This is a genomic window from Thermoactinomyces daqus (genome assembly GCF_000763315.1).
Lineage (GTDB): Bacteria > Bacillota > Bacilli > Thermoactinomycetales > Thermoactinomycetaceae > Thermoactinomyces_A > Thermoactinomyces_A daqus.
On the sequence record NZ_JPST01000001.1, the window covers coordinates 38529 to 64109 of the forward strand.

At 51.9% G+C, this 25581-nt stretch carries 32 protein-coding genes and 1 riboswitch; of the genes, 9 read left to right on the top strand and 23 right to left on the bottom strand.

Features of this window, described 5'->3' with window-relative positions; all coding sequences use genetic code 11:
* Nucleotides 1–250: 250 nt before the first annotated feature.
* A complete protein-coding gene (locus tag JG50_RS0100205) occupies nt 251–751 on the bottom strand; it encodes a DUF3907 family protein (protein WP_033099098.1) in 501 nt (166 codons plus the stop codon).
* A 207-nt stretch (nt 752–958) separates the two neighbouring features.
* Here JG50_RS0100205 and JG50_RS0100210 point away from each other — a divergent pair, with 207 nt between their 5' ends.
* A complete protein-coding gene (locus tag JG50_RS0100210) occupies nt 959–1435 on the top strand; it encodes an acyl-CoA thioesterase (protein WP_033099099.1) in 477 nt (158 codons plus the stop codon).
* Nucleotides 1436–1468: 33 nt separating this feature from the next.
* Here JG50_RS0100210 and JG50_RS0100215 read toward each other — a convergent pair whose 3' ends face one another.
* From JG50_RS0100215 to cobT, 10 genes are all read right to left on the bottom strand, one after another.
* Nucleotides 1469–1657 carry a hypothetical protein gene (locus JG50_RS0100215; protein WP_033099100.1) on the bottom strand — a complete coding sequence of 63 codons (189 nt, stop codon included), beginning with the start codon at nt 1655–1657 and terminating at the stop codon, nt 1469–1471.
* 283 nt (nt 1658–1940) lie between these two features.
* Entirely contained in the window at nt 1941–2378 is a 438-nt protein-coding gene (locus JG50_RS0100220) for a CoA-binding protein (protein ID WP_033099101.1), read from the bottom strand.
* The gene (locus tag JG50_RS0100225; protein ID WP_052153835.1) at nt 2359–3081 is read right to left on the bottom strand and encodes a hypothetical protein; all 723 of its coding nucleotides are present in this window, start codon (nt 3079–3081) and stop codon (nt 2359–2361) included. The genes JG50_RS0100220 and JG50_RS0100225 overlap by 20 nt, the downstream gene beginning before the upstream one ends.
* Before the next feature lie 81 nt (nt 3082–3162).
* The gene (cbiB, locus tag JG50_RS0100230) at nt 3163–4164 is read right to left on the bottom strand and encodes an adenosylcobinamide-phosphate synthase CbiB (RefSeq protein WP_052153836.1); all 1002 of its coding nucleotides are present in this window, start codon (nt 4162–4164) and stop codon (nt 3163–3165) included.
* 19 nt (nt 4165–4183) lie between these two features.
* A complete protein-coding gene (locus JG50_RS0100235) occupies nt 4184–4876 on the bottom strand; it encodes an adenosylcobinamide amidohydrolase (protein ID WP_052153837.1) in 693 nt (230 codons plus the stop codon).
* A complete protein-coding gene (locus tag JG50_RS0100240) occupies nt 4876–5487 on the bottom strand; it encodes a histidine phosphatase family protein (protein ID WP_052153838.1) in 612 nt (203 codons plus the stop codon). Before JG50_RS0100240 ends, JG50_RS0100235 begins: the two co-directional genes overlap by 1 nt.
* Nucleotides 5475–6230 carry an adenosylcobinamide-GDP ribazoletransferase gene (gene cobS, locus JG50_RS0100245; RefSeq protein WP_033099102.1) on the bottom strand — a complete coding sequence of 252 codons (756 nt, stop codon included), beginning with the start codon at nt 6228–6230 and terminating at the stop codon, nt 5475–5477. Before cobS ends, JG50_RS0100240 begins: the two co-directional genes overlap by 13 nt.
* Nucleotides 6227–6757, bottom strand: a complete 531-nt coding sequence (gene cobU, locus JG50_RS0100250; protein WP_033099103.1) for a bifunctional adenosylcobinamide kinase/adenosylcobinamide-phosphate guanylyltransferase — start codon at nt 6755–6757, stop codon at nt 6227–6229. The genes cobS and cobU overlap by 4 nt, the downstream gene beginning before the upstream one ends.
* A 4-nt stretch (nt 6758–6761) precedes the next feature.
* On the bottom strand, nt 6762–7877 hold the full coding sequence (gene cobD, locus JG50_RS0100255; protein WP_033099104.1) for a threonine-phosphate decarboxylase CobD: 1116 nt from the start codon (nt 7875–7877) through the stop codon (nt 6762–6764).
* A gap of 75 nt (nt 7878–7952) precedes the next feature.
* A complete protein-coding gene (gene cobT / locus JG50_RS0100260; RefSeq protein WP_033099105.1) occupies nt 7953–9002 on the bottom strand; it encodes a nicotinate-nucleotide--dimethylbenzimidazole phosphoribosyltransferase in 1050 nt (349 codons plus the stop codon).
* 224 nt (nt 9003–9226) lie between these two features.
* Here cobT and leuC point away from each other — a divergent pair, with 224 nt between their 5' ends.
* Both leuC and leuD read left to right on the top strand, forming a co-directional pair.
* Complete coding sequence (gene leuC / locus JG50_RS0100265) at nt 9227–10666, top strand: 3-isopropylmalate dehydratase large subunit (protein WP_033099106.1); 1440 nt, start codon at nt 9227–9229, stop codon at nt 10664–10666.
* On the top strand, nt 10653–11261 hold the full coding sequence (leuD, locus tag JG50_RS0100270) for a 3-isopropylmalate dehydratase small subunit (RefSeq protein WP_033099107.1): 609 nt from the start codon (nt 10653–10655) through the stop codon (nt 11259–11261). Before leuC ends, leuD begins: the two co-directional genes overlap by 14 nt.
* 77 nt (nt 11262–11338) lie before the next feature.
* Here the strand turns inward: leuD and JG50_RS0100275 are convergent, their stop codons facing one another.
* Nucleotides 11339–12739: an amino acid permease gene (locus JG50_RS0100275; protein ID WP_033099108.1), complete on the bottom strand. Its 1401-nt coding sequence runs from the start codon at nt 12737–12739 to the stop codon at nt 11339–11341.
* Nucleotides 12740–12754: 15 nt separating this feature from the next.
* Nucleotides 12755–12949, bottom strand: a complete 195-nt coding sequence (locus JG50_RS0100280) for a YqgQ family protein (RefSeq protein WP_033099109.1) — start codon at nt 12947–12949, stop codon at nt 12755–12757.
* A gap of 48 nt (nt 12950–12997) precedes the next feature.
* On the opposite strand from JG50_RS0100280, the gene JG50_RS0100285 reads away from it, so the two are divergent.
* Nucleotides 12998–13390 carry a hypothetical protein gene (locus JG50_RS0100285; RefSeq protein WP_033099110.1) on the top strand — a complete coding sequence of 131 codons (393 nt, stop codon included), beginning with the start codon at nt 12998–13000 and terminating at the stop codon, nt 13388–13390.
* Nucleotides 13391–13418: 28 nt separating this feature from the next.
* Here JG50_RS0100285 and JG50_RS0100290 read toward each other — a convergent pair whose 3' ends face one another.
* Nucleotides 13419–13988 carry a biotin transporter BioY gene (locus JG50_RS0100290; protein ID WP_033099111.1) on the bottom strand — a complete coding sequence of 190 codons (570 nt, stop codon included), beginning with the start codon at nt 13986–13988 and terminating at the stop codon, nt 13419–13421.
* 185 nt (nt 13989–14173) lie between these two features.
* Here JG50_RS0100290 and JG50_RS0100295 point away from each other — a divergent pair, with 185 nt between their 5' ends.
* Nucleotides 14174–14899 carry a S1C family serine protease gene (locus tag JG50_RS0100295; protein ID WP_052153840.1) on the top strand — a complete coding sequence of 242 codons (726 nt, stop codon included), beginning with the start codon at nt 14174–14176 and terminating at the stop codon, nt 14897–14899.
* Nucleotides 14900–15092: 193 nt separating this feature from the next.
* Here JG50_RS0100295 and sat read toward each other — a convergent pair whose 3' ends face one another.
* Genes sat through JG50_RS0100320 form a run of 5 tightly spaced genes read right to left on the bottom strand, consistent with a single transcriptional unit; the run spans nt 15093 to nt 19597 of the window.
* Nucleotides 15093–16268 (bottom strand): sulfate adenylyltransferase, encoded by a 1176-nt coding sequence (sat, locus tag JG50_RS0100300; RefSeq protein WP_033099112.1) that lies wholly within the window; start codon nt 16266–16268, stop codon nt 15093–15095.
* 13 nt (nt 16269–16281) lie between these two features.
* Nucleotides 16282–17028 (bottom strand): sulfite exporter TauE/SafE family protein, encoded by a 747-nt coding sequence (locus tag JG50_RS0100305; RefSeq protein WP_052153841.1) that lies wholly within the window; start codon nt 17026–17028, stop codon nt 16282–16284.
* Complete coding sequence (locus JG50_RS0100310) at nt 17028–17774, bottom strand: phosphoadenylyl-sulfate reductase (protein ID WP_052153842.1); 747 nt, start codon at nt 17772–17774, stop codon at nt 17028–17030. Before JG50_RS0100310 ends, JG50_RS0100305 begins: the two co-directional genes overlap by 1 nt.
* Before the next feature lie 24 nt (nt 17775–17798).
* The gene (locus tag JG50_RS0100315; RefSeq protein ID WP_033099114.1) at nt 17799–18020 is read right to left on the bottom strand and encodes a DUF3906 family protein; all 222 of its coding nucleotides are present in this window, start codon (nt 18018–18020) and stop codon (nt 17799–17801) included.
* On the bottom strand, nt 18020–19597 hold the full coding sequence (locus JG50_RS0100320) for a nitrite/sulfite reductase (RefSeq protein WP_052153846.1): 1578 nt from the start codon (nt 19595–19597) through the stop codon (nt 18020–18022). Before JG50_RS0100320 ends, JG50_RS0100315 begins: the two co-directional genes overlap by 1 nt.
* 111 nt (nt 19598–19708) lie before the next feature.
* Nucleotides 19709–19806: riboswitch (SAM riboswitch) on the bottom strand.
* A 233-nt stretch (nt 19807–20039) separates the two neighbouring features.
* Between JG50_RS0100320 and JG50_RS0100325 the strand changes: the two genes are divergently transcribed.
* Entirely contained in the window at nt 20040–20480 is a 441-nt protein-coding gene (locus tag JG50_RS0100325) for a YtoQ family protein (protein WP_033099115.1), read from the top strand.
* A gap of 84 nt (nt 20481–20564) precedes the next feature.
* Here JG50_RS0100325 and JG50_RS0100330 read toward each other — a convergent pair whose 3' ends face one another.
* Nucleotides 20565–20867: a spore coat protein GerQ gene (locus JG50_RS0100330; RefSeq protein WP_052153843.1), complete on the bottom strand. Its 303-nt coding sequence runs from the start codon at nt 20865–20867 to the stop codon at nt 20565–20567.
* 12 nt (nt 20868–20879) lie between these two features.
* Nucleotides 20880–21305: a cell wall hydrolase gene (locus JG50_RS0100335; RefSeq protein ID WP_033099116.1), complete on the bottom strand. Its 426-nt coding sequence runs from the start codon at nt 21303–21305 to the stop codon at nt 20880–20882.
* A 259-nt stretch (nt 21306–21564) separates the two neighbouring features.
* Between JG50_RS0100335 and JG50_RS18515 the strand changes: the two genes are divergently transcribed.
* On the top strand, nt 21565–21984 hold the full coding sequence (locus JG50_RS18515) for an endonuclease domain-containing protein (protein ID WP_160173773.1): 420 nt from the start codon (nt 21565–21567) through the stop codon (nt 21982–21984).
* Between the two features lie 39 nt (nt 21985–22023).
* On the opposite strand, the gene JG50_RS20940 is transcribed toward JG50_RS18515, so the two are convergent.
* Together JG50_RS20940 and JG50_RS20945 are read right to left on the bottom strand one after the other, a co-directional pair.
* Nucleotides 22024–22779: an amidohydrolase gene (locus tag JG50_RS20940; protein ID WP_309485180.1), complete on the bottom strand. Its 756-nt coding sequence runs from the start codon at nt 22777–22779 to the stop codon at nt 22024–22026.
* The gene (locus JG50_RS20945) at nt 22736–23638 is read right to left on the bottom strand and encodes an amidohydrolase (protein WP_309485179.1); all 903 of its coding nucleotides are present in this window, start codon (nt 23636–23638) and stop codon (nt 22736–22738) included. The genes JG50_RS20940 and JG50_RS20945 overlap by 44 nt, the downstream gene beginning before the upstream one ends.
* Nucleotides 23639–23796: 158 nt before the next feature.
* On the opposite strand from JG50_RS20945, the gene JG50_RS0100350 reads away from it, so the two are divergent.
* Nucleotides 23797–25026, top strand: coding sequence for a DNA polymerase IV (locus JG50_RS0100350; RefSeq protein ID WP_033099117.1), 1230 nt, complete (start codon nt 23797–23799; stop codon nt 25024–25026).
* Entirely contained in the window at nt 25023–25373 is a 351-nt protein-coding gene (locus JG50_RS0100355) for a YolD-like family protein (protein WP_033099118.1), read from the top strand. Before JG50_RS0100350 ends, JG50_RS0100355 begins: the two co-directional genes overlap by 4 nt.
* The last annotated feature ends 208 nt before the right edge of the window (nt 25374–25581 follow it).

The window sequence follows — 25581 nt, forward strand, 5'->3', positions numbered from 1 at the left end:
CAGTTCCCCCTTTTTCCCATCTCTCTCTATCCTTTTTCTGTAAAATTTTGCTGCTTGCCGGGTCGTGGTGTCCCCCCAGACCTCCCCATGTTCACTGAGGGGGGCACCACTCCAATCCATTGCTTAAGCCTATCCTGGGGTTTTGTCGTCAAGTCATTGCTTGTTCATGAATAATTATTCATTCATTGACGAAAAACACCCCCCGGAAACAGAGGACGAAACAGGGTTTGTTTGCCAAACAAACACAACCTTATCGGGATTGCAAACGGATGCGCGTGATATAATCCGTTTCATAATAGTCCAACTCATCTCTCAAAGCTTCGAAGATCTTGGACAGGGAAACCGTGATTTTCCGCAAAGCTTCGGGAGGAGTTTGTCGGAATTTGATCGCATCCATCTGAGTATATGTGTAACGGCCGTCTTCCTCATATACCTCGTGCTTCGGATAATAAAAGGCATAAATGCATGAATGGACGATTTCACTCAGCACTTTTTCCGCAAACTCGTGATTGAACTTGGCTCGCCGCAAAACGAGGCTCACCTTCTCATACCCGAGTTCGCAAGCGACACTCAAATGCCTTAAACCCTGCAGGTATTCACAGATATAGGCCTCTTGTGCGGAATCATTTTCTTTTTCCCCCAGCAGCATGGGCACATGGGTATAATTAAGAAAATGATTCAGCTCTTCTTTCGCTTCTTTTAATTTGTCTTTTACGAAAACACATAATTGTCTCGTCTGCTCTGCCGGCATCAAAAAGACCCCCCTTGGACCAGGACTAGCCCCCTTCATTTCCACTTTTAGTATATCATATGAAGTATTTAATTTCTGCATTTAATTTCGACGTTTTTCTCATAAAATTACAGGAATAAAATCATATTTATAAATGAATTTATTTATATAATAATATTGTTTGTACCAACATTTTCTTTAACGACATGTTAATGGAGGTTCAGATCCATGATTCCTGCATGGCTACCAGAAGACCCAAATCAATGGGTTGATTCTTTTCGCTTTTTCACCCCGGTTCAAGTCCGGTTCTCCGATACCGATATGCTCGGACACATCAACAACGTCAGTTATTTCAGCTATTTTGAGCATGGGCGGATCGCCTATTTCGAGGAGTTGAATCTAACCGATAGGATGTTCGATCTCCATTCGGAACACAGCGGAATCATTGTGGCTGCAAGTTTGGAGTGCCAGTATCTGCGGCAGGTACACTTTGGGCAAAAGGTGAACCTCGGGGTTCGCATCAGTCGCATCGGCAACAGCAGCATGGATTTTGAATATGCCCTGCTGGCCGATGACCAACTGGCAGCTGCCGGTCGCGGAACGGTCGTTTATATTAACCCGAAAACCGGAAAAAGCCAGCCTCTCCCGGAAGAGATCAAACAGGCGATTCGCGAATTCGAAAACTCGGCCACCAACGTACATTAATAAGGAAGACCCGGGCTCTCCGGGCCTTCCCTGTTAATGGTACCATTTATCTCCGTGATGATAAGCGATCGTCTGTGCGACAATGCGGCTGATATCGTCCCTGTTTATATTGGAAAGCTCACCGTGAACCAAAACGCTGGCATCCAGTTCAGCTTCTGTCAACAATTCATACAACTCGGGGGAAACTGCCAATACCAATTGAGATAACCTCAATGTTTGCATTTTGACTCACCTCAATCAGCTGAATTTGCCACACCTGTAAGGGGAAAAACCCGCTGTTTGCTTTTTCATTATGCCACATCTTTCGCTAAAAATCTATTTTTTTCGACAAATCGAAACACAATCTCCTATATAAAAATCTGGCGGATATTATTTTTGTTCGGCGCAACCCCTGCGCAGTCAAAGAAAAAAGTCCGGCTATTCCACCGGACTCGGGGGCTGATCACCAAACCAAGTTTTCAAAATACAGGAAATATCAAAAATGAGTGCAGGACGGCTTACAGACTCAGCCTTCCCGGGCGGACCGTTTCCCCAGCAGAATGGCATGATCCACTTTAATACAACGGTCCATGATCACGATCAGTCCATTTTCAGCGGCCAGCTCCGCCGCTTCTTCATTCCAGACTCCGATCTGCATCCAGATCGCTTTTGCCCGGACTTTGACGGCTTCCTCCGCGATCGGAAACACCTCTTCACTTCGGCGAAACACATTGACAATATCGATCGGCTCGTTGATCTCGCTCAGTGAGCGATAGGGCTTTTCTCCCAAAACCGGACCGGTCAGATAAGGATTGACCGGAAAAATGCGATATCCCGCATCCTGCAATGCCGCAGCGATCAGATAGCTCGTTCGTTCAGGTTTATCCGAGCATCCCACCACAGCGATATTTTTCGCCTCTTTCAGCAATTTTGCCCTCTCTGCATCAGTCGGATTCTGAAACATTTTCCTGCTCCTCTCCATTCTTCTCTTGTGTCAGCCAGTCGATCCCCATTCGCTGCTTCATATTCTGCACAAAAGAAGGCAGGGAAAACGCATTTCCCCCCTGATTGAAATAAGCTCTTTTTACTCTTTCCATCAGCCATTTGGGAATCTTTCGCCCACGGATATAGGGATAACAGACATAATAAGCCTCCACCAGATGTTCCCAGCGCCGGTCCCGACCCGGTTCCATATACTCGGACACATCGATCAGCTTGGCGCGCCCCTTTTGCAACAACACATTTTTCAAATGAATATCGCGGGGATTGAGACCCTGGCAGCGCGCGCAATCAACTGCCTCTTCGACGTCGCGGATCACCTGCTCCGGAATCACGATCCCCAGTTCCAAGCATTCATACAAGGTCGGGCCGCTTTCATGGCTGAGGATGAGATAATGATCCCCGTATCCGTAACAGCGGGCATAAAAGGGGCAATTCCCCAGTTTTTGATAAACCGTCCACTCTTTTTCTTTTTTATGAATCCGGTCCTTTGCATACACTTTAAACACAATACCCGGAAATTCCGGATGGGATACGACAATCGCATCCGTTCCCCGTCCGATCTCGTGAAAAACAGGCGGAACGCTTTTAACCGCCACCAATTCATTTTCAGGTGAAGCAACAATCTGAATGCGCTTCAGCTCCTGTTCCACGTCGCCGCGGAGCAATGTTCCTCCTGTTTGAAAAATAGCGGATCCACTCCTTTGAGGGCTTTCCCTTCCTATTTGCATTCTTGCTTGTATTTACCCCTAAAAAGGCGGGATCATGCATGACTGAAAAAACATTTTTTTCCAAACAAGGACAATTTCGCAACAACCGGCGATGAAAAGCACCGTCGTCCACCACATCATGCGCACTGCCAACTTCAGATGCACCCGTTTTTTCGGTTGCCGGGGGTCACCAAGCCGGGCGCGAACTGAAACCTTCCCCTGATAGGTATTGGTTCCCCCGAGTTGAATATTCAACGCCCCTGCCATCAAGGATTCAGGAATGCCGCTGTTGGGGCTGGGGTGCAGATGAGCATCGCGCCGGACCACGCGCCAACCGGAACGGAAATCGAGGCGCAAACAAAAAGCAGCTGCCAGCATGGGGATAACGGTCAGGCGGGCGGGCAGCCAGTTGGCCAGATCGTCAAGCCGGGCCGAAGCCCAGCCCAGATCGATGTACTTTTCATTTCGATAGCCCACCATCGCGTCCAGGGTGTTGACTGCCCGGTAGGCAAAGGCGAGCGGGGCTCCGCCGATCAGCGCATAAAACAAAGGTGAAATCACTGCATCGACAATATTTTCCGCCACCGTTTCCACCCCTCCGCGGACGATTTCATCACAGTCGAGATGCTCCGTATCCCGTCCGACCACCATCGCCAGTTCCCGGCGGGCCTTTTCCACATCTCCCTCCGCCAGCGCCCGGAAGATTTGATTCCCCGCGTCAGCCAGCCCTTTCGGCGCGATCGTCAGCCAAACCAAGACGATTTCACTCACCAGTCCGGCCAGCGGGCTCCAACCATCACACAGTTTTGTGATCCCCCATGCCAGTCCGTAGGTTCCTCCGGCAATCACCAGCGGAAACAGCAACCCGAGCAGGCGGACTTTCCGGCCGGTAACGGCAAGGCGGGAAATCAGGCGGAGAAGCCCTTTTTCCAGCCATGTGATACAGCGGCCGATCCCGGCGACGGGGTGGGGAAGCCAGCGGGGGTCCCCGAACATCAGTTCAAGCAGAAAAGCTCCGCAAATGATCCATATTTTCTCCATCCCGATCCTCTTTCTCCCCTTATCCTCCCGAACCGGCCACCGCCTGGCGAACGGATGCGGACACAGCCTGTCCAATCGCATTGCCGAGCGGTGTAGTCACTCCCGCATACACATGAGTATAACCGGCCAGTTCCATTTGCGTGGCGGCAATGATGACCGCATCAGTCGTTGTTCCTGTCGCCTGTTTTCCATGTGCATCCTTTACATGCAAATCCTGCAGGGCGGCCGCTTTCGCTTCCGTCGCCGTCATCACGGCATTGATCATGGCGGCTGCCGTCATCTTTCCATCGATCACGATCATCAAATTAATCGTTCCGGGTCTTAAGTCAGAATGATGCCAAAAAACGGGATACGCCTCTCCCGCCCGTGCGGCATTGCTCACACCCGCAGTAGCAAAAACAGCGAGGCGAAACGTTTTTTCTTCGATTACCCGCAGGCAGCCGCGATCAATATCGGCTGCGGTAAGCAACACAACCGACTCTTCGGGATCCAAGTTGCTGCGCAAAAGCCACCCGGCGATTTCCCCTTCCGGATCAGAAGCGGCATAGCTCAGCGGCACATGGCGGTTAATCAGGCGAAGCGCCGTTTTTTTCTCCCCTCCGTACACCGCGCTCGACAGTACGGTCAGCGGCCTTTCGGAGGCAACCATCACCCGCTCCGGCGTTTGCTCCCATGTCAATAACCAGCTTCCGTTTTGAAACAACTTTTGCATTATGACTCCTCCGCCCCGTTTCCGGCAAAAATCCGCTCGATTTCCCATCGCTCCTCTTTCACGGCAACCCATGCACCGGCATGAGGAATCTCCAGCCGCCAAAACTGATCCCAATCGCGAAAGACATGTTTCGCCAAAAACCAGCGGATCGGGCCACCATGGGAAAAGACGGCCGCCGTTTTCCCGACTGTTTTTTGTTCCGCTTCCTCCAGCCATGAAGTTAAACGCCGATCCAAATCCCTCAGGCTCTCCCCCTGCGGCGGAGCATGCCGGAACGGATCCCCCAGCCATTTTTGCAAGAGCTCCGACTCCCGTTCGGCGATCTCCCGGTAGGTCCATCCTTCCCACCGCCCAAATGAGCACTCCCGCAAGTCCGGCGTGATTTCCATCGGGGCATCAGGCCAATGTTTGGCACAAAACCGGGCTGTTTCCCGACAGCGCCGCAAATCGCTCACATACATGATCTCCACGTCGAGATGGGCAAGGGAACGGGCCAGTCGCCCTGCCTGCTCAATGCCGCTGCCGTTTAAAGGCTCATCCAGATGCCCGATATATCTTTTCGCCCGGTTGGCCTCCGTTTCACCATGCCGAATCCAGATCAGACGAACCATTTTTCCACCCCCCTGAGCGACAGAATCAACAGCAGGCAAACTTCCGTGAGCTCAATCATGGCGCCATACAGATCTCCGGTGCAGCCGCCGATCCGCCGCTTGGCGACCAGACCGATGCCCCCGCTGACCAACAGTGCGACGACAGATAAAACGACACCCGGCCAGCCGAGCAAAATCACAGCCGGCAGCAAACAGCAAATCCAGGCGAAAAGCATCCTGATCCAGGTTAAATGTTCTTTCATTCCGACTCCGATCCCGTCCTCGCGAATGTAGGGAAAAAAGAAAATCCCCCAGACCGCTCCCATTCGCCCCAGGGCACAGGCAACAACCAGGACGGATCGAAACAGTGAGGCCGGTCCCTGGGCCAGCGTCCAAACCGCTGCCGCTTTGAACAGGATCAAAAGAACGCCGGCAATCATCCCCATCGCACCAATGCGGGAATCTTTCATAATCGCCAGCATCCGTTCGCGATCCCGGTGGGAGCCAAAGCCGTCAGCGGTATCCATCAATCCGTCGAGATGCAATCCCCCCGTCATAAAAATCCAGACAGCCGTATCGATGAGGGCCCGGGGCGGCGGCGAAAACCAGCGAGCAACCAAAAAATCGATCACGGCCAGGAAAGCGCCCAATCCCACTCCGACCACCGGATACCACATCGTGCTTTTTTCCCAGCCCTCCGATTTCAATCGAACAGGAACCGGAAACCGGGTCAAAAAAGCGACGGCATGCCAAAAAGCGTTCATCCTTTCACCTTCCACGGAATTCCCGAAATAACCATCCAGACTTCATCTGCCTGCTCCGCCACCATTTGATTCACGGTTCCCAACGCGTCCTGAAATTGCCGGGTGACCGGGTGCATCGCCACGCCGCCCAGCCCCACTTCATCCGTGACCACAATCGCGTTTCGCGTTTTGAGCAAAGCGAGCCACTCTCCCGCCTCTTCGATGATCCGTCCGATGGCGTTTTTTTGTCCCGATTCGCCACCATGCCGTTCCAGGCGATTGCTCACCCAAGCGGTGATGCTGTCGAGCAGGATCATTTTTTCAGCCGGAATTCCGGCCAGCGCCCCGGCCAAATGATGGGGTTCCTCCAGCACTTCCCAATCCGCGGGCCTTCTCAGCTGATGGTTTGCGATGCGCGCCTTCATTTCCGCATCTGCCGGCTCACAGGTGGCCAAATAAATCACTTCCTCCCCTCTCTGCCTGCAAAGCGTCTCGGCAAAGGCGCTTTTCCCCGAGCGCACGCCCCCGGTTACCAGAACTAGTCTCATGTTCTCACCCCTCTTGCAAAAGCTCTCCCAACGCCTGAACCAACACCTGATTATCTTCTCTTTTTTTCACGGCGATCCGGAAATACCGCTCATCCAGTCCCGGATACATCGAACAATCCCGAATTAAAATCCCCCGTTTTCCCAGTTGCTGCTGAAGCTGTTCCGACGTCCTCCCGCGGATCGTCCGGATGAGCAAATAATTGGCCTCTCCCGGATAAACCTCGAGTGAAGCGAAACGGCGCAAGGCTTGGCAGAGAAACTTCCGTTCCGCCACGAGCCGGCGCCGCACCTCATCGACGTAGCCATGATAAAAATCCGGATCAGCCACCGCACAGCCGATACGATCCGCCAAACCGCTGACACTCCAGCATACTTGCATCCGTTTCATCCGGCGAATCAGATTCTCACCGGCAACTGCATACCCCAGTCGCAATCCGGGAAGAGCAAACATTTTCGTCAACGATCGCAGGACAGCAACATGCGGGAAACGGGAGAGGCGGGAGATGAACGAACGCGTTTCGCCCTGATCAACGAAATCGATGAACGCTTCATCAATCGCCAGTATCGTGCCAAAGCGCTCTGCCAGCAGGGCCAACTCTTCCAATTGCCCTTCCGTGATGAAATGCCCGGAAGGATTGTTGGGCCTCCCGAGAAAGAGCAGTTCCACATCCCGGATCAATGTTTCCATCTCTTCTGTTTTTGGGAGAAAGTCCTGCTCCCAGCCGGTAATCACACTTTGGACGGGGATCTCTCTTTTCTGCGCTGCCAGGCGATATTCGGAAAAAGCCGGTTCCACCACGCCGACGCGCTTTGGCTTTAACGCCGCAACCAAAAGATCAATCAGTTCGGCTGCTCCGTTTCCGGGCAAGACCATCTCTTCGCTTACCCGGTGCAAACGGGCCAGCTTTTTCCTAAGCAGGCGCAGATCCGGATCGGGATAAACGGCGATCGCCGGCAAACCCGGTTCCCGAAGCACCTTCTCCATCGTCTCCATCACGACGGACGGAGGGCCGAACGGGTTGATATTGGAACTGAAATCAACAAAATCTCTCTGACAGCCAAACATCTCTGCGGCGGTGAGCAGATCGCCGCCATGGCCAAAACGCTCCAGTTTAGCCAAATGACACACTCCCTCTTTTTCCGATGCGATCGATATTGTGTCATGAATCCACCCTTTGCCTCTTGACCAATCACCTCAATCAGGTTCAGGAAGCCCGAGATCGGCAAAGGTGGCCATCCGCTCGGCGAGAGCCACGGCCGCATCGAACAGCGGGAAGGCCAGTGATGCGCCGCTCGCCTCCCCAAGCCTCATCTCTGCGGTGATCAACGGTGTCAGCTGCAAACGATTCAGCAGGATGCGGTGGGCGGGTTCAGCCGAGAGGTGGGATGCGAACAGATAAGACTTCACCTCCGGTTCCATTTCAACGGCGATCGCCGCAGCCACTGTGGAAATCAGGCCATCCATGACAGCAGCCATCCTCATTTGTGCCGCTCCGAGGTATAAACCGACCATGCCGGCAATCTCCAGCCCTCCTACACAAATCAGCGCTTCCATCGCATTCCCGGGTTGATGCAGAGCCAATGCCTGCCGGATCACCTCTTGTTTGCGCACCAGATTTTCATCGGTAATCCCTGTTCCCCGTCCGGTCAACGCCCCGACATCCTTTCCGGTAAGGGCAGCCGCCAGCGCTGAAGCCGAAGTTGTATTGCCGATGCCCATCTCACCGGGGGCGATGAGGCGAACTCCCTGCCCGCCCAGTTGATGCGCCAGCCGCACTCCGACCTCAACCGCTTGGATCACTTCAGAGACGGTCATCGCCGGCTCTTCCAGAAAATTGCGGGTTCCTTTGCGAACTTTACAATCGATCACCCCTTCCGGCACCGGTTCCAGCAAACTGCCGAGGTCGGCCACAATCACAGTGGCCCTGGCCAGCTCTGCAAGCACATTGACCGCCGCTTTGCCGCGAAGGAAATTTTCCATCATCAATCCGGTCACTTCTTGTGGATAGGCGCTCACTCCAGCCTGAGCAACTCCATGATCCCCGCACATCACAACGACGGCCTTTTTTCTGATATCCGGAATCGTCTCACCCGTGATTCCCGCCAGGCGAATAAAAATCTCTTCCAACATCCCGAGGCTCCCCACGGGCTTGGTTAACGAGCGCACCCGTTTGCGGGCCGCTTCTTCCATTTCCACATCCAAATCGGGTATCTCCCGCAAGCGCCACCACTTTTTCTCTCCCACAGCGATTCCTCTTTTCCTGTAAATATTCTTAGTTTTAAATAGCATGATTCTTCCTTTTATTATGTAGGCCAATCTGCCTGCTCCTCAACCTGTTTTTTCTCCCCTGACGAAAATTTACTATTGAAACAGGATGCAATTTTGTTAAAATAGTCTTCAATTATAACTTTTTCGCCAATCTAAATGGTTGATTCTGCTGAGCTGAGAAAAAAGTTGAGGTGAGCCTGATGAAACCACGGACGATGTTTGAAAAGATTTGGGAACGTCATGTGATTGAACAGCAGGAAGGAAAGCCTGCCATTCTGTACATCGATCTTCATCTCATCCATGAGGTCACGTCTCCCCAGGCATTTGAAGGTTTGCGCATGGCCGGGCGAAAAGTGCGCCGCCCCGATTTGACCATCGCCACGATGGATCACAATGTCCCCACAACCGACCGCCGTCTGCCGATCACCGATCCCATCGCCAAAAAGCAAATGGAAACATTGGCGAAAAACTGCGAGGAATTTGGAATCCCGTTGTTTGATCTGCACCATGAGCGCCAAGGGATCGTTCATGTGATCGGCCCCGAACTCGGACTTACCGTTCCCGGAAAAACGATTGTCTGCGGTGACAGCCATACCTCCACCCACGGAGCATTTGGCGCGCTCGCCTTCGGGATCGGCACGAGTGAGGTGGAGCATGTATTGGCAACGCAATGCCTCCAGCAATTGAAACCCAAAACGATGCGGGTTCACTTCCGGGGAAATCTCCCGCCGGGAGTGACGGCCAAGGATGCCATTCTCGCCTTGATCGCGGAAATCGGCACGGACGGAGCGACCGGCCACGTGATCGAATATACGGGAGAAACGATCCGGAACATGTCGATGGAGGAAAGAATGACCGTCTGCAACATGTCGATCGAGGCAGGCGCCCGAGCCGGCATGATCGCTCCGGATGAGACGACGTTCTCCTACTTGCGCGGACGCCCCTTTGCTCCGTCAGGTGAAGCATTTGAGCGGGCGGTGGAAGAGTGGAAGCAACTGTGTACCGATGAAGGTGCCGTTTTTGACAGTTATGTCGAAATCGATGCCGGAAAAATCGCTCCGCAAGTTACGTGGGGAACCAGTCCGGGAATGGGAACCGATATTACCCAATGCGTCCCCGATCCCGCCTCGTTTGCGACGGAAACGGAACAGAAAGCGGCCCGATTGGCCCTTGAGTATATGGGGCTTACCCCGGGGGTTCCGATCAGCGAAATCAAAATCGATCGTGTTTTCATCGGTTCCTGCACCAACTCGCGCATTGAAGACCTGCGCGCCGCAGCCCGGGTAGTCAAAGGTTATAAGGTGGCCCCACACGTCCATGCAATGGTTGTGCCCGGCTCGCAGCTGGTCAAACAGCAAGCCGAAGCAGAAGGATTGGACAAAATATTTACGCAGGCGGGATTTGAATGGCGCGAAGCGGGTTGCAGCATGTGTCTGGCGATGAACCCCGATACCCTGAAGCCGGGAGAACGCTGTGCTTCCACCTCCAACCGGAACTTTGAAGGACGGCAAGGGCGCGGGGGGAGAACACACCTCGTCTCGCCAACTATGGCCGCTGCAGCTGCGATCGCCGGACATTTTGTCGATGTGCGGGAATGGAAATACCGGGATCAGGAGGATGGGATTTATGCAACCACTTAAACAACACCGCGGAATTGTCGCCCCGTTGGACCGGGCGAATGTCGATACGGATGCGATTATCCCCAAGCAATTTCTGAAACGGATCGAACGGAGCGGATTTGGCCGGTTTCTCTTTTACGACTGGCGGTTTGACGAAAATGGAAACCCAGACCCCTCATTTGTTCTCAATCAACCGGAATACCAAAACAGCAGCATCTTGCTCACCCGCAAGAACTTCGGTTGCGGTTCTTCCCGCGAACATGCCCCCTGGGCTCTCAATGACTTCGGAATCCGCGTCGTCATCGCTCCTTCCTTCGCCGACATCTTCTATAACAACTGCTTTAAAAACGGGATGCTCCCGGTCAAACTCAGCGAAGAACAGGTGGAAACGTTGTTTGAACGCGCCAGGAAACAGACAGGTTACCAGCTGACGGTCGATTTGGAAGAACAGCGCGTTTACGACGACAGCGGACTTTCTTATTCGTTTGCCATCGATTCCTATCGTCGCTATTGTCTGCTTGAGGGATTGGATGATATCGGCATCACTTTGCAATCGGAAGCGAAAATCGCCGCTTATGAGCGGAACCTGCCGGCCTTCTATTCGGCAAAACTTTAGCAGAAACCGTAAAAAAGCCCCGGGCTCCAAGTGATTTCACTTATCTGCCCAGGGCTTTGATTTCAGAGTCGGAAACATTACGGCTGATGTTCTTTTGCCAACTTACTGTTTCTCTTTCCATAGCCAAAGTAAATAATCAAACCGATCACCAGCCAGATCACAAACCGCTCCCAGGTAACGGCCGGGAGTTTGATGATCAGCCAGATGGAGAATAAAATGCCGACGATGGGGGTAAATGGAACCCAGGGAGTACGGAAAGTGCGTTCCAGGTTCGGCTGTCTCTTCCTCAGCACAATGATCGAGCTGCAAATCAGAATAAAGGCTGACAGCGTTCCGATATTGACCAATTCCGCCACCTCTGCAATCGGAGTAAGCCCGGCCACAAACGCCGTCAACACACCCAAAATCAGGGTCGGGCGATAAGGTGTCTGGAAGCGCGGATGGATTTTGGCAAACCATCCAGGCAACAATCCATCGCGGCTCATCGCAAACCAGATGCGCGCCGCAGCCAGCATGAAGGAGAAGAGCACACTCAAAATCCCGGCCACCGCAGCAACGGAGATGATGACCGTCACCCACTTAAGTCCGAGTGCGGCAAATGCGTGGGCCACCGGAGCCGCGTTGTTAAGCGTCGAATATTTGGCGATTCCCGTCAAAACCAATGACATTCCCGCATACAAAATCAGTGCGACCACCAGAGACAGCACAACTGCACGCGGCAAATCGCGCTGCGGGTTTTTCGCTTCTTCGGCTGCTGTTGTCAACGTGTCGTACCCGAACACGGCGAAAAAGACCAGCGACGCTCCGCTGACGACTCCTCCAAATCCAAACGGCATAAAAGGATGCCACAGCTCCGGTTTCACATAAAAGGCACCGATGCCGATGATCACGACGATAATCGCCAGCTTGATCGCCACCATGATGTTGTTGAAGCGCGCTCCTTCCTTTACTCCGAGCGTCAGAAGACCCGCAATCCCCAAGCTGATGATAAAAGCAAATAAGTCAAAATGATGCCCTGCGCCGGTTCCGGGTGCTCCTTGCGCCCATACAGGCAAATGAAGGCCAAACTGCTCCAGTATCGAATTAAAATAGCCCGACCAGCCAATCGCCACCACGGAAACGACCAAAGCATACTCCAACAGCAGATCCCAACCGATCATCCACGCGGCAAATTCACCGAGCACTGCATAACTATACGTATAGGCACTTCCGGCAACGGGAATCAATCCGGAAAATTCTGCATAACAGAGCGCAGCTGCCGCACTGGCCAGTCCGGCGATGATAAATGACACAATAACCGCGGGGCCCGCATGTTTCGCCGCTGCAACACCGGTCAGAACAAATATTCCGACACCGATAATTCCACCCAACCCGATCGCTGTCAGGGTGGGCAACGATAATACCCTTTTTAAACCGGTTGATTTCAATCCTTCCTGTTGCAGCTGTTTCAGCGATTTCCTTCTTGTAAGCGCATTCAAAAATATTTACCTCCTTTATCCCTTGCCCGACTGAAGCCGCCTTTGCAAGATTAAGGCCGCCTTGAGATAGGTCTCGGAATCGATGGCCCCGATCTCCTTCAATTCTCTGATCTCGTCCTGCATCAACTCGAGATCTCCCTGGCGATCGCCGGTGTAAATCACCGTCCCAAACCTTTTCAATAACTTCTGAATATCAGTTACAGTTTCCATAAATGTCCTTAAATTTTAGCATAAATAAAATGAAAGGTGCATATTCTTATGTTTCATTCCGATTTTATTCCCATCAAAGGCCTGGCCGGCCATTTGCTTTTTTCGCAGACAAAAAAAAATTGGAAAGCGACGCTGACCACGAGAGAAATGGTTTTTCAAAAACCGCATCTCTCTTACTATATTCTGTTGAGTGATATTATCGGCCTTATGCCTTATTCTCTTCCACAAATGAACCAAATGCACAAGCCGGAATGGCCAATTGAAATCGAAAGACATGGAAAGCAATATTACAAGCTTTCCGTAGCCCGGTTAAACATCATCAACCGGCACGGGGTACATTCCATCGGAGCAACTGATCTGGTCGTTCCCATGAATGACCGCTTTTTACAGTTTATCCAAAGTCATACCGATCTCATCCCGCTTGCGGTCGATAAAAAATAAGCGCCCCGGATGCAGGGCGCTGCCGCACTCATAATACAGATTGTCCCCGTCCGGGCCTTAACGCGGGCAATGCCCGGTAAACCGCGGATGCCACGGGAGAGGCCACCACAGCTTTTACCAGATCGCCCGGCAGGAAAATAAACAGGGAAGTGATGAAGGTTTTCATGTTTAATGGCAGATGCAGATAAGAGACAACCCACGTGAATCCTACCAAATGAATGAAGGCAACCCCTCCGACAACGTGTGCCACCATTAATTTCCAAACACTGTCTCCCCATCGTTCAATGATCCAGCCGATCAAAAACGCAGCAAACGGCCAACTGATAATATATCCGCCGGTCGGGCCGAGCAAGTGGGCGATTCCTCCCCCGCCTCCGCTCAAGACCGGTGCCCCGACAGCTGCGAGTAAAATAAAAACAACCATGCTGATAAACCCTCGTCTGGCTCCCAACACGGACCCGGCCAGCATCACCACCAGCGTTTGCAACGTGATCGGCACAGGCCCGACCGGAATGGAAAACATTCCGCTGATGGCGAGCAGTGCGACAAACATGGCCATCCATGTCATGTCACGTACGCGTAAAACCGATTTTGTCATGATTCCTATCCCCTTATTGATTCATGATGTCCAACTAAAGTGTAAAATCTTGGCTGTTTAATGTCAACTTAAAATAAAAATTAGGTTTACAAACCCCAGGTTCCTCCACGCCCGCCCGGTCTTCTCCTGTCTCTCCGGCATAAGATATAGCGCCCTTGATCTGTCAGGGCGGGGGAGTGATGAAGATGTCCCGAGGAAAACTGCGCGTTTATCGAGGTGGAACCCAGATTGCCTCCATGCATCCGGCCAACGTCTTTGTCTCCGTCTTCCGGCGCATAAAAAAGAGCATCGTTTCCATTGAAGCCGACCGCAGCCTGACAACCGGATCACTGCAAAGGAACCTGTTCGACTTTCTGTTTCCCGAAACCCATGACTTCCAAGCGAATCGGGAAGGACAGTTCGGTTCCGGATTTGTCATCCATCCGAAAGGATATATTTTAACCAATGAACATGTGATCCACCAGGCATCCCGCATCCGAGTCAAAGTGGAAGGAATCAAACACCCGTTGCCGGCCACACCGATTTGGGCTGATGAAAGAAAGGATTTGGCAGTGATCCGCATTCCCTTGCCCCATCCGCTGAAACCGCTGCCGCTCGGCACATCGGCAAATACCCAGGTGGGGGAATGGGTGCTGGCAGTGGGCAATCCATACGGTTTGGAACAGACCGTCACCGTCGGCGTAATCAGTGGAAAAAACAGACCTCTGCGCGTGGGCAACCGTTCATATGAAAATGTCGTGCAGACGGATGCAGCCATCAACCCCGGCAACAGCGGCGGGCCACTGGTCAACATATTGGGAGAAGTGATCGGAATCAATACATTGATCATTTATCCCTCACAATGCATCGGATTTGCCATTCCAATCGAGGATGTCCGTCCCCACATCCAGCGTTTTCTGGCACGGCCCTGAAAAAAACGAAGGCGAGAAAGGAGTTATCCTTCCTCGCCGTCAGCATGTTGACAAAATCCCTAAACGTAAGTTCGCCGGGCCGGGTGCTTTTTCTTTGCTCCCGGTTCCTTCGTCACAAAGGTCGCTGCAGAAAAAACACCCATCCCCTCCTATTGAATTTTGTCATCATCCTTCTCGCCTTTTTCATGTCCCCTTACAAGCTCGTTTTCGCTTTTTCCCTCATTCCTTCGATTAACACCTTCACCACTTCCGGACGGGAGAATTCCGGAGGCGGATAAATGCCTTCGCTCAACATTTGGCGCACTTTTGTCCCGGACAGAATGACCCGGTCTTCATCGCTGTGGGGGCAGGTTTTGTAGGAAGCCATTCCCGCACATTTTTTGCAATAGAAGCTGTGTTCAAAAAAGAGAGGGGTAATCCCCAGTTCCGTTTCGGTAAATTGGGTGAAAATTTTTTGGGAATCATAAGTTCCGTAATAATTCCCCACTCCGGCGTGATCCCGTCCGACAATAAAATGGGTACACCCGTAATTTTTGCGGGCGAGCGCATGAAAGATCGCCTCACGCGGTCCGGCATAGCGCATGGCCGCCGGATAGACGCCAAACAGAACCCGATCCTGCGGATAGTAATGCTTTAAAATCACTTCATAGCTTTTGACACGGACATCCGCAGGAATATCATCTGCCTTCGTCTCCCCGACCAACGGATGCAAAAACAAAGCATCAACCGTTTCCAGGGCGCATTTTTGCAGATATTCATGGGCGCGGTGCACCGGATTGCGGGTTTGGAATCCGACCACTTTGCGCCAGCCGCGTTCGATAAACATCTGTCTCGTCTCCGCGGGATCATACGTATATCGGGCAAATCGGCCGCGGTCCGGGCGATTGACAAGCCAGATGTCACCGCCAAGGTAATACGGAGACTGTCGCAATAACCGGGCCACCCCCGGATGTTTCTCATCATCCGTGCGATATACCTTGCGCGCCTCTTCCCGTTGGTCCACCCGGTAAAGGCTGTGGACTTCCTGTACGGCAATCACCGTTCCTTCCGAATCAGTCAACGTCACATAATCCGCTTTTTTGATTTCTTCGACCTTTTCTTCCGGCACCGGTAGGGTGATCGGGATGCTCCAAACCGTTCCATCACTTAAACGCATCGAATCCCGGACCGATTTGTAATCCTCTTCGGACAAAAAGCCCGTGAGAGGCGAAAAGACCCCTGTCGCGATGCATACCAAGTCTGACAGTGTCACTTTTGATACGGTGATTTGCGGAAAAGAAGCCGCCCGCTCCAGCCATTCCTGCTTCTTTTCTCCTTCCAGGATGCGATTGATTAAACGTCCGCCGTGAGGGGCGATTGTATATTCCATGACGCTTCTCCTTTCATATCATTTTAATGCCGGTGATGAACAGGACGAGAATAATCAAAAAACGCAGCCATAGATCAGGAACCTTTAAGGTAAGACGTCCCCCGATGAGAATGCCCGGAATCGACCCGAGCAGCAGCCACAGCACAAATGAAACATCCACATGCCCAAACGAAGCATGCACCAGACCCGCGCTCAATGTCAGAAAAAAAGCATGAACGACATCCGTTCCAACCAATTTCGAGGCCGTCAGGCCCGTGCTGGATAGCAGGACGACCATAAACATGGAACCGCTTCCCACCGAGGTAAGACCCACCAGGAGTCCGCCGGCCAGCCCCACCAGGGTGAGCGGGGCGTTAAAGCGGATTTTCGGGCCATTTTTCCGGTTCAGCAAAAGTTGCGCAAACATCAGAATCGCCACAAAAACAAAGGTAAAACCGATCACTCTTCCCAAAACATCTTCAACCGGAAATGGTGTGAGCCGCTTGAGCAATTGGATCAGCCACACACCGATGATTCCGCCCGGAATACTGCCGATCGCCAGCTTTCGGACAATCTGCCAATCCAGTGTTTTTTGCTGGATATGTTGCCAGCTTCCAACCGCTTTTGTCACCGCTGCATAAATCAAATCCGTTCCAACGGCCATGGTGGGCGAAAAACCATAAAAGAGAATGAGGAGCGGAGTCATTAACAATCCGCCGCCCATCCCGGTCAACCCTACCAGCAAACCGACGACAAAACCGGTGAAAACGATGGAAATCATCAGCGTACCGGGCTGTTATGAAGCCCGCATTCCGTTTTGTCTAAACCTGCCCAGCGTCCGGCACGCGGATCTTCTCCCGGTTTGACGGGACGCGTGCAAGGCTGGCAGCCAATGCTGGGATACGATTGATCATGCAGTTTATTGTACGGAATGTCATTGCTGTAAATATATTCCCAAACTTGCGCATTGGTCCAATAAGCAAGCGGATTGATCTTAACCAGGCCAAACGCCCGATCCCACTCGACCACTTCGGTATGGGCCCTGGTTGGGGACTGCTCACGCCGGATCCCCGTGATCCAGCCTTGATATCCGCGCAAAAATTGTTTGAGCGGCTCCACCTTCCGAATGCGGCAGCACTGGTCGGGATTCACTTTCCACAATTCATCCCCGTATTTTTCCGCCTGCTCCTCCAGGGTAAGCGCCGGGGATACGCGGATAAAGTCTTTCTGGTAACGCTCTTTCAACCGATCGCGCACCTCATAAGTTTCTGCAAAGTGAAGATCGGTATCCAAATAGAAAATATCCACGTCTTTATCCACTTTTAACAGCATATCCACCAGGGCCACATCTTCCGCCCCGAAGCTGCAGGCCAATGTGATCCCGGAAACGCCCACTTGTTCAATGCCAAAGCGAATGATCTCAATCGGATGTTCATTTTTCAACTGATGAGCTGCTTCCTGCAAAAATTCGAGTTTAGCCTGTTCGGACTCGACCAAAACCGATGACTTTCCGTTTTGATTAGCCATACGACTTCCCTTTCCTTTCTATCTCTAGCTGCATGATTCCAAAACATAACCGCTGCCTGGACGGATCCGCTTCTTCTCGATCAGGTTCCATTCGCTGATCACCGGCGTTACGAGAACCTGGCGTTCCAGTTCCTTTTCCGCATCTTGAAACGCCTTTTCATCCGTCGGGGAAACAACTATGATCGTATACTGTTTTCCTTCCCCGCCCGCTGCCGTCAGCCGGTACAGATAGAGTTCATTTTCCATTATGAGGAGACCACCTGCCCCAAAATCCGATCCAATTCCGTTTGAAAGACTTCTATGCCAACGCGTTCCACAAATTGCGTAAAACGCTCTTGTTCGTTGCGATTTTCCTTGTAAAAGAGAATCAGCTCTTTCAGCACAAACGGTACGTGATCCTTGACCACTCGTCCTTTTAACTGCGTATTGAATCTTCCCTCTCCCAAAAGATGGCCGCCGACGGAAATCGTATAAGACTCCACCATCCCCCGAGCCGTTTTGCTTTTCCCCCCCATTAAGCCAATATCCGCAATTTGCTGCTGGCCGCATGAGTTGGGACATCCGTTAATATGGATACGTACGGGACTGTCCAGTTGAACGTGTGCATCTAAATAATCCACTACTTCTTTCATCAGCCCTTTTGTTTCTGTTAAGGCCAAATTACAAAATTCGTTTCCCGTGCAGGAGACCGCATAGCCTTCAAATGTTTTTGGAAATGGAGTCAAACGCTTGAGCAGCGGCTCTTTTAACAGCTCTTCCACTTTTTCATCCGGAACATCCGAAATGATGATATTTTGCGTATTGACGGTGCGCAAAGTTCCTGAACCGTAGCGATCAGCCAGGTCGGCCAAGGCGAAAAACTCTTCCGACGACGTGCGCCCGACCGGCACATTCAAGCCGACATAAGACAAACCTTTTTGCTTTTGCGGATGAACTCCGGTGAAATATCCCGCATTCCACCCGATGGTTCGGTCTTCTCCCCGCGAGGGATAGGGGCCGATCACCTCAGTCAGCACTTCCAAAAACTTCTCTGTTCCCCAGTCCGCCACCAAAAACTTCAGACGGGCGCGATGTCTCTTTTGCCGGTAGCCGTAATCGCGGAATACCTTGGTCACACCAATCGCCACATCCACCACTTGCTCGGGCCGCACAAACAGATCCAGCTGCCGGGCGAGATGAGGTCGGTTCGACAGCCCGCCGCCTACCCAGACATGGAACCCGACCACTTCTTCTCCATTGATGTTTTTTACTGCCGGAGTGAAGGCCAGATCGTTAATCTGGGCATGGGCCGGATTATAGACACTGGCCGATATCGAAATTTTGTACTTTCGCGGGAGGTTGGAAAATTCTTTATTCAAACGGAATTTTTCATCCAGTTCCTTTACGATGGAAGACGTATCGACCAATTCGTTGGGATCAATCCCCGCCAGCGGATTGCCGATGATCGTCCGGGGGCAATCGCCGCATGCTTCGTAAGTATAAAGTCCTACTTCATTGAGCCGCCGAAAAATATCGGGCAAATTTTCCACGCGCAGCCAATGATATTGAACCGCCTGCCTGGTGGTGATATCGATCAAGCCGCGCCCGTACTCCTGTGCCAGCTCGGCGATCACGCGCGCTTGCCCGCTTGTCAAAATTCCCGTGGGAATTCTTATACGCAACATAAAATAACCATCTTTTTTGGGACGTTGTTGGTAGACGCCAGCCCATTTAAACAGAGAAAATTTTTCTTCCGGAATGGACTCAAAGCCTTTATTAGAATAGATATGAATAATCTCATCAATAATGTCTAATCCATCCTGTTTTAATTTAAGTTGTTCCATCTGGTTCAACTGCTCGGGATTTTCCGCCCATTTCCACTGTTGGCCCACCTTTTTCACTCCTTATAATAAAATCCCCTTCCGGAGAGAAAGGGGCTGATTTCCATGCTTCTCTCCTCATCTTTGAACAAACGTTCTCTGGACTTGGCACCAAGCATCCGCCGGTTGCCGAGAGTTCATCGGGCCAGTCCCTCCCTCTCTCTTCATGAGGATTATAATTTTATTCACTTTAAAAAACACAAATTCCTATAAATTAACTCGGTTTAATGGCTGTGTTTAGAATAGCAGAAAATAATATCAATTGTCAACTCCCTGTCACATTAACTGATTAAAGCGGCAAAAGCTTGCTATATTGTGCTCGATGACCCTGTTCGGGATGTTTTTCTCATGTTAAAATAAAAGGAGAAATGTGTCCAAATATCGAACATTTAGAAAGGGGAACCTGATGGAACTCGTTGTATACCTGGCAGGTCAAATCCATGATGATTGGCGCGACAAACTGCGCCAAATGGCAAAAGAACGCAATCTGCCTCTCATTTTCAAAGGTCCCCAGGAAGACCATGATCTTTCCGATGACATCGGGGAGCGTATTAAGGGAAAACAGCCAAACGCCGTCTACCGTGACCAGGCTGCTTCTGAAGTGAATAATCTGCGGACGCGGATCTGGATGCAGAAAGCAGATGTCGTCATCGCTCTCTTCGGCGAAAAATACCGGCAATGGAACACGGCCATGGACGCAGCAATGGCCATTGCTGCCCAGAAACCCCTGATCCTCATCCGCCCCGAAAGTCTGCATCATCCTTTGAAAGAATTATCACAGAGGGCGCAACTTGTTGTGGAAACACCCGAACAGGCACTCGATGCGCTCGCATATGTACTTGAATAAAAACGGAATCAGGGTTCCCGAATTCATCAGGGAACCCTGACCAGACCCAAGACCGGGAATTTGTTTTTGTGACGGTATGCGTGATCATCTGCCTTCCGGAATCAATGTCGCCGGCTGTTCCTCAAAGACAATATAGTTCAGATTGATGTTCAGAAGCATAATATCCTTGCCGGTCTTCTGGTCTCTCAGCACAAAAAAATCCCGTCCGACTCGTCGCAATATTCCTGTAAAAATCCGGTTGCGCCAGTGCTCGCTTCCTTCATAGGTCAGATAGGCCGTCACTTTCTTTCCGACATTGGCCTGCATCAAGTCTTCGGAAAAGCGGCGCTCTTCCCTCTGCGAAATCTGGATCGGATATGAAGCGGAATAAGGATAAGACCAGTACATCGCATCGCCTCCTCAATGGTAAACTGACGGACAGTCGCTCTGACGGGGAATGTAGAAACAATGGCTTTTGTAGCGGCCGCTGTTGGTCTGGTTAAACCATGTTCCCGGGCATTCTGCCGGCGGTTTGAAAAACCACAAGGCATTCCGGGCCGGATGAACAAGTCTCCCCCGGATCACCTGCCTGGCCAGCCTCATGTCCTGCGCTCTGGCCGGCTGGTAAAAATACGGCTTTTGCACCGCTTCAAACCCGCCCGGTGACTGAAAAACCATCTGTCGAATATTGCGAATCCCTTCAAAATCGAGGCAGTTTCCCCGCACCCGGTTGACTCCGACATTGCCGACGAGAATCATGCCCATCTGCCCATCTCCTTCGGCTTCGTCTCTCATCAGGCGCGCAAGCAAACGCGTCTGCTCCGTTGTCGTATTAATCACCGGCATACGATCCCTCCTCTAAAGTAACGTATGTAGGGTAACCATAAAAAAGAACCAATCGGCTTTGCCTTTCCTTTTGACAGGTTCTATTTTTATAATTTTGATACTAAATATATTGAAATATAAAAATATTATGTTGTATCTTTAAAGTAAGAGGTGATGGCTTTTGTTTTTATTCATCTCAAAAGCGTTTTCTTCCATAGAAATAAAATTTCGCCTTCTTCGGTGGAGGTATATCAAATTCAAGCGAAACATGAGCTGGCGGGTGAAATTAATCCTGCTCCCGCTTGTGATCCTCAAATATATGGTGGAGCAAGTATGCCTCGGGCATTTCCCCGGCTTCGACTTCGGGATGCTGAAGACAAAAAGCCGGTTGGAACGCCGGCTTTATTACGCGATTCGCCACAAATACAAAGGAAAAATCAAGGCACAATATCCCTGCGGTCCTTACTCGATCGATTTCGCCCTGCCCAAGTACAAACTGGCTCTCGAATGCGATGGCAACGGGTATTTTTCCCAAAAGCGGGTCAAATACCGCCGCAGGGATGAATATCTGAAAAAGCATGGCTGGAAAGTGATGCGCTTTACGGGAAACAGGCTGAAACACCAGCTCGATGAAACGGTCAATGAAATCACCGAGTATACGACGAAAATGGATCTTTATAAATGGCCTTTTACCCGCTGACGCAAAATGCAAACGCTTTCCAGGAATAACGATCCATCGTTAAGGAGCAGCGTAAGCGATTTTGCCATTGGTGATCGTGCAGATGGCTTTCGTTTGCAACAGCTCATCCGGATTCACCTTCAAAAGATCCCGGTCAAACACGGTCATGTCGGCATATTTTCCGACGGCAAGGGTGCCGCGCTCATGTTCTTCCCCTGCGGCAACCGCGCTTCCCGCAGTAAAGAGCCGCAAGGCTTGCTCCGCCGTCAGCTTTTGTTCGGGAAAATACCCTGGATGATCCCCTGCCTCTTCCGGATGACGACGCGTGACAGCCGCATGAATGCCGAGAAGCGGATGCAAGGGCTCAATCGGAGAATCACTTCCCCCGGCCAGACGAACTCCTGCATCGAGCAGGGATTTCCATGCATAGGCATAACGAGCCCTTTCGCTCCCCACCCGCTCCAATACCCACGGAAAATCGCTGGCGACAAAGCGGGGTTGGACATCGACGACCACATCCATCCCGGCCAGGCGCCCAATCAGATCTTTTCGCAAAAACTGCCCGTGAATCAGGCGGTGCCGAAGCCGCCGATCCCCGCGTACGGACAAGGGATGGTGCTCCATCACGCCGATCACCCGATCTGCCGCTTCATCGCCGATCGCGTGAACGGCAATGGGCATGCCGCGCTTTACTGCCAGCCGCGCCAATTCATGCAGCTCTTCATCTGAATGGATCAGCAATCCCCGATTTTTCTCGTTATCCGCATACGGCTCAGACAGACGCGCCGTTCCGCCCCCCGATTGATCCGTCAGCAAAGATCTTCATGGCTCCGATGCGAAACCACTCATCACCGTCTCCCGCTTTTAGCCCGATCTCATCCAACTGCCGCAGATACGGATGGTAAATCAGCTGATGCGTCCGCAAAAAAAGCCCCTCTTCGACCAGATCGCGCCAGACTGCCACCATTTCCTCCACACTTTCAAAAAAGCGCAAGTCTTCCGTATGTACTGCTGTCAAGCCGCTGGCCAGCGCCGCTTTGACCGCTTGGCGAATGGTATCCTTTTTTTCTCTGAGATCGGGTTTTGGCATGGCCGCATAAAAGGCGTTGGATGCATTTTCATAAACCCAGCCGTTCAGCTTCCCTGATTCATCCCGGCCAAATGCGCCATCCTCGGGATCGGACTGATCTTCTCCGATCCCCGCCAAGCGGTAGGCAGCGGTATTGACGAGATGAGCATGAAAGCAGACCCGGGTCAGGAACACCGGATGCCCTTTGCTCACTTCATCCAGTTCCTTCAAGGACGGAACATCCCCCTGCAATCGGTTTTCGTCCAGCCCCAATCCCAAAATCCACTCCCCGTCTTTCGCTTCTCTCGCCCGCTTTTGAATCTCCTTCAACATCTCTTCTCCGGTTTGGCAGAGGCTTAAATCGAGCATACGCATCTTTTGTCCGACACCGGAGAGGTGAATATGGCTGTCCGTCAATCCCGGATAAACATATCCTCCCATCAAATCCACTTTCTGATGACCGGCCCGTCCGAAGTCCAGCAACAGTTCCTCCTTCGTTCCCACTGCCACAATGCGTCCGCCTTTGCTGACAATCGCCTCCGCATACGGACAGGCGGGATCGAGTGTCGCAATCTGCCCGTTGTAAAAAATGACCGTTTGCTCCATCCCCGTTTTCTCCTTCCCGAAAATTTGCTCTTCGTTTTCATCTTATCCGGATCAATTTTTCAGGGCAAACTGGAAACATTTTTCGGTGTTACCCGAACATATATTTGCATATAATCTTATCAGAACCAATCATATGTTCGTATTTCAGGTGAAGGACTATGGAATCTGTGGTTTTTCTCGTCGATATTCAATCGTTTTATGCCAGCATCGAAAAAGCACTGCGCCCTGAACTGGAGGGAAAACCGGTCGTCGTGGCCGGCGATCCCGAGCGGCGCGAGGGCGTCATTCTCGCAGCCTGCCCGCTCGCCAAATCATACGGCATTCAAAATGCAATCACCTTGAGCGAAGCGACCAGACTCTGTCCCCATTTGACTGTGGTACGTCCGCGCATGGGGCTCTATCTCAAAGCCTCGCTTTCCATCACGGAAATTCTGGAACGTTTCAGCGATCTGGTTGAACCTTATTCCATTGATGAACAATTTGTTTCCATCAGCGGAAGCGAAAAGCTGTTTGGCGACCCGCTGACGATCGCACGCAAAATCCAGGCGGCGATCCGCACGGAACTGGGAGTTTACGCCCGGGTGGGCATCGGTCCCAACAAAGTGCTGAGCAAAATGGCTTGCGATCAATTCGCCAAAAAGAGGGAGACCGGCATTTTCTCCCTGACGCATGACAATTTGCAGAGAGATTTGTGGCCGCTTCCCGTGGAAAAACTGTTTGGAGTGGGAAAAAGGATGGGACGCCATTTGCGTTCGATCGGCATCCGCACCATTGGTGAACTGGCGCGTTTCCCGCTCGAACGCCTGAAGCGGAAATGGGGCGTGAACGGTCATGTGCTCTGGATGACCGCCAACGGATTTGACCTCTCTCCAGTCACGCCGCAAACCTTTCACAGCCAAAAGGCGATCGGCCACCATATGACCTTGCCGCGGGATTACCGGACAGCGGAGGAGATTCAGGTCGTCCTGTTGGAACTGTGCGAGGAAGTATGCCGCCGCGCCCGCCGTCACCATTTGCTCGGGCAGACGGTAAGCGTCGGCTGCCGCGGTGCCGACTTTGACTTTCCCACCGGCTTTTACCGCCAGATGAAAATGCCGGAGGCGACCAACCAGACCATGGATCTTTTTCATCATGCCTGGAATCTGTTCCTCCGTTTCTGGGACGGCCAGCCGATTCGCTCTCTCGGCGTCAGCCTGGGCGGATTTGCATCCGATGACGCCATCCAGCTCCATCTGTTTGACGACCGTGAAAAAAAATGGAAACTCGGCTATGTCATGGATGAAATCAGGCAGCGCTTTGGCCCGACTTCGATTGTGCGCGCCATCTCCCTAACCCCGTCCGGCCAGGCCTATGAACGGGCACAAAAGATTGGAGGTCATTACCGATGAGTGAAATTCTCGATCGTAAAAATATGCTGTGGGAAGGAAGCCGCATGTTTTTGCCGGAACATCGTCAGGCGCTGGCCGAACAGCGGGCCCGTGCCGATGATTTCATCCCGCCGGAACTGGATGACGACCGGTGGGATGAAATCAACAGGCTGATTTTGGAGGCCCTTCACAGCGATTTCCCCTTGCTCATCCGTTATGTGGAAAACCGCCGGCCCCGGGAACGATGCGGCTTCATCCAAAAAATCATCCCTCACGAACGCCGCCTCTGCCTCGCCGACGGGCGTCATCTTTACACCATCTCCTTTGCAGACATCTACGACGTTGAACCGGTTTCCGGAGGGGATTAAACCGCAGATCACATCGGTTACAATTTTTATCATAAAGATTGAGCCCGCCTCTAATATGCCTGTTTGAATCCAAGCCCGCTGAAAAGACCTGCACAGGCAAAAGAGGAGCCGCTTGTCGAAAGCGGCTCATTGAAAACAATGATAACCATTATGCCTGCGGCGGTTCGCCGATGAAGATACGCATAAGGCCTCACCTCCCTCAATAAAT

Bases quoted from the DNA above. Each gene is read 5' to 3' on its own strand.
- JG50_RS0100205 (WP_033099098.1), bottom strand. From the start codon at position 751: ATGCCGGCAGAGCAGACGAGACAATTATGTGTTTTCGTAAAAGACAAA.
- JG50_RS0100210 (WP_033099099.1), top strand. From the start codon at position 959: ATGATTCCTGCATGGCTACCAGAAGACCCAAATCAATGGGTTGATTCT.
- JG50_RS0100215 (WP_033099100.1), bottom strand. From the start codon at position 1,657: ATGCAAACATTGAGGTTATCTCAATTGGTATTGGCAGTTTCCCCCGAG.
- JG50_RS0100220 (WP_033099101.1), bottom strand. From the start codon at position 2,378: ATGTTTCAGAATCCGACTGATGCAGAGAGGGCAAAATTGCTGAAAGAG.
- cbiB (WP_052153836.1), bottom strand. From the start codon at position 4,164: ATGGAGAAAATATGGATCATTTGCGGAGCTTTTCTGCTTGAACTGATG.
- JG50_RS0100235 (WP_052153837.1), bottom strand. From the start codon at position 4,876: ATGCAAAAGTTGTTTCAAAACGGAAGCTGGTTATTGACATGGGAGCAA.
- JG50_RS0100240 (WP_052153838.1), bottom strand. From the start codon at position 5,487: ATGGTTCGTCTGATCTGGATTCGGCATGGTGAAACGGAGGCCAACCGG.
- cobS (WP_033099102.1), bottom strand. From the start codon at position 6,230: ATGAACGCTTTTTGGCATGCCGTCGCTTTTTTGACCCGGTTTCCGGTT.
- cobU (WP_033099103.1), bottom strand. From the start codon at position 6,757: ATGAGACTAGTTCTGGTAACCGGGGGCGTGCGCTCGGGGAAAAGCGCC.
- leuC (WP_033099106.1), top strand. From the start codon at position 9,227: ATGAAACCACGGACGATGTTTGAAAAGATTTGGGAACGTCATGTGATT.
- leuD (WP_033099107.1), top strand. From the start codon at position 10,653: ATGCAACCACTTAAACAACACCGCGGAATTGTCGCCCCGTTGGACCGG.
- JG50_RS0100280 (WP_033099109.1), bottom strand. From the start codon at position 12,949: ATGGAAACTGTAACTGATATTCAGAAGTTATTGAAAAGGTTTGGGACG.
- JG50_RS0100285 (WP_033099110.1), top strand. From the start codon at position 12,998: ATGTTTCATTCCGATTTTATTCCCATCAAAGGCCTGGCCGGCCATTTG.
- JG50_RS0100290 (WP_033099111.1), bottom strand. From the start codon at position 13,988: ATGACAAAATCGGTTTTACGCGTACGTGACATGACATGGATGGCCATG.
- JG50_RS0100295 (WP_052153840.1), top strand. From the start codon at position 14,174: ATGTCCCGAGGAAAACTGCGCGTTTATCGAGGTGGAACCCAGATTGCC.
- sat (WP_033099112.1), bottom strand. From the start codon at position 16,268: ATGGAATATACAATCGCCCCTCACGGCGGACGTTTAATCAATCGCATC.
- JG50_RS0100305 (WP_052153841.1), bottom strand. From the start codon at position 17,028: ATGATTTCCATCGTTTTCACCGGTTTTGTCGTCGGTTTGCTGGTAGGG.
- JG50_RS0100310 (WP_052153842.1), bottom strand. From the start codon at position 17,774: ATGGCTAATCAAAACGGAAAGTCATCGGTTTTGGTCGAGTCCGAACAG.
- JG50_RS0100315 (WP_033099114.1), bottom strand. From the start codon at position 18,020: ATGGAAAATGAACTCTATCTGTACCGGCTGACGGCAGCGGGCGGGGAA.
- JG50_RS0100320 (WP_052153846.1), bottom strand. From the start codon at position 19,597: ATGGAACAACTTAAATTAAAACAGGATGGATTAGACATTATTGATGAG.
- JG50_RS0100325 (WP_033099115.1), top strand. From the start codon at position 20,040: ATGGAACTCGTTGTATACCTGGCAGGTCAAATCCATGATGATTGGCGC.
- JG50_RS0100330 (WP_052153843.1), bottom strand. From the start codon at position 20,867: ATGTACTGGTCTTATCCTTATTCCGCTTCATATCCGATCCAGATTTCG.
- JG50_RS0100335 (WP_033099116.1), bottom strand. From the start codon at position 21,305: ATGCCGGTGATTAATACGACAACGGAGCAGACGCGTTTGCTTGCGCGC.
- JG50_RS20945 (WP_309485179.1), bottom strand. From the start codon at position 23,638: ATGGAGCAAACGGTCATTTTTTACAACGGGCAGATTGCGACACTCGAT.
- JG50_RS0100350 (WP_033099117.1), top strand. From the start codon at position 23,797: ATGGAATCTGTGGTTTTTCTCGTCGATATTCAATCGTTTTATGCCAGC.
- JG50_RS0100355 (WP_033099118.1), top strand. From the start codon at position 25,023: ATGAGTGAAATTCTCGATCGTAAAAATATGCTGTGGGAAGGAAGCCGC.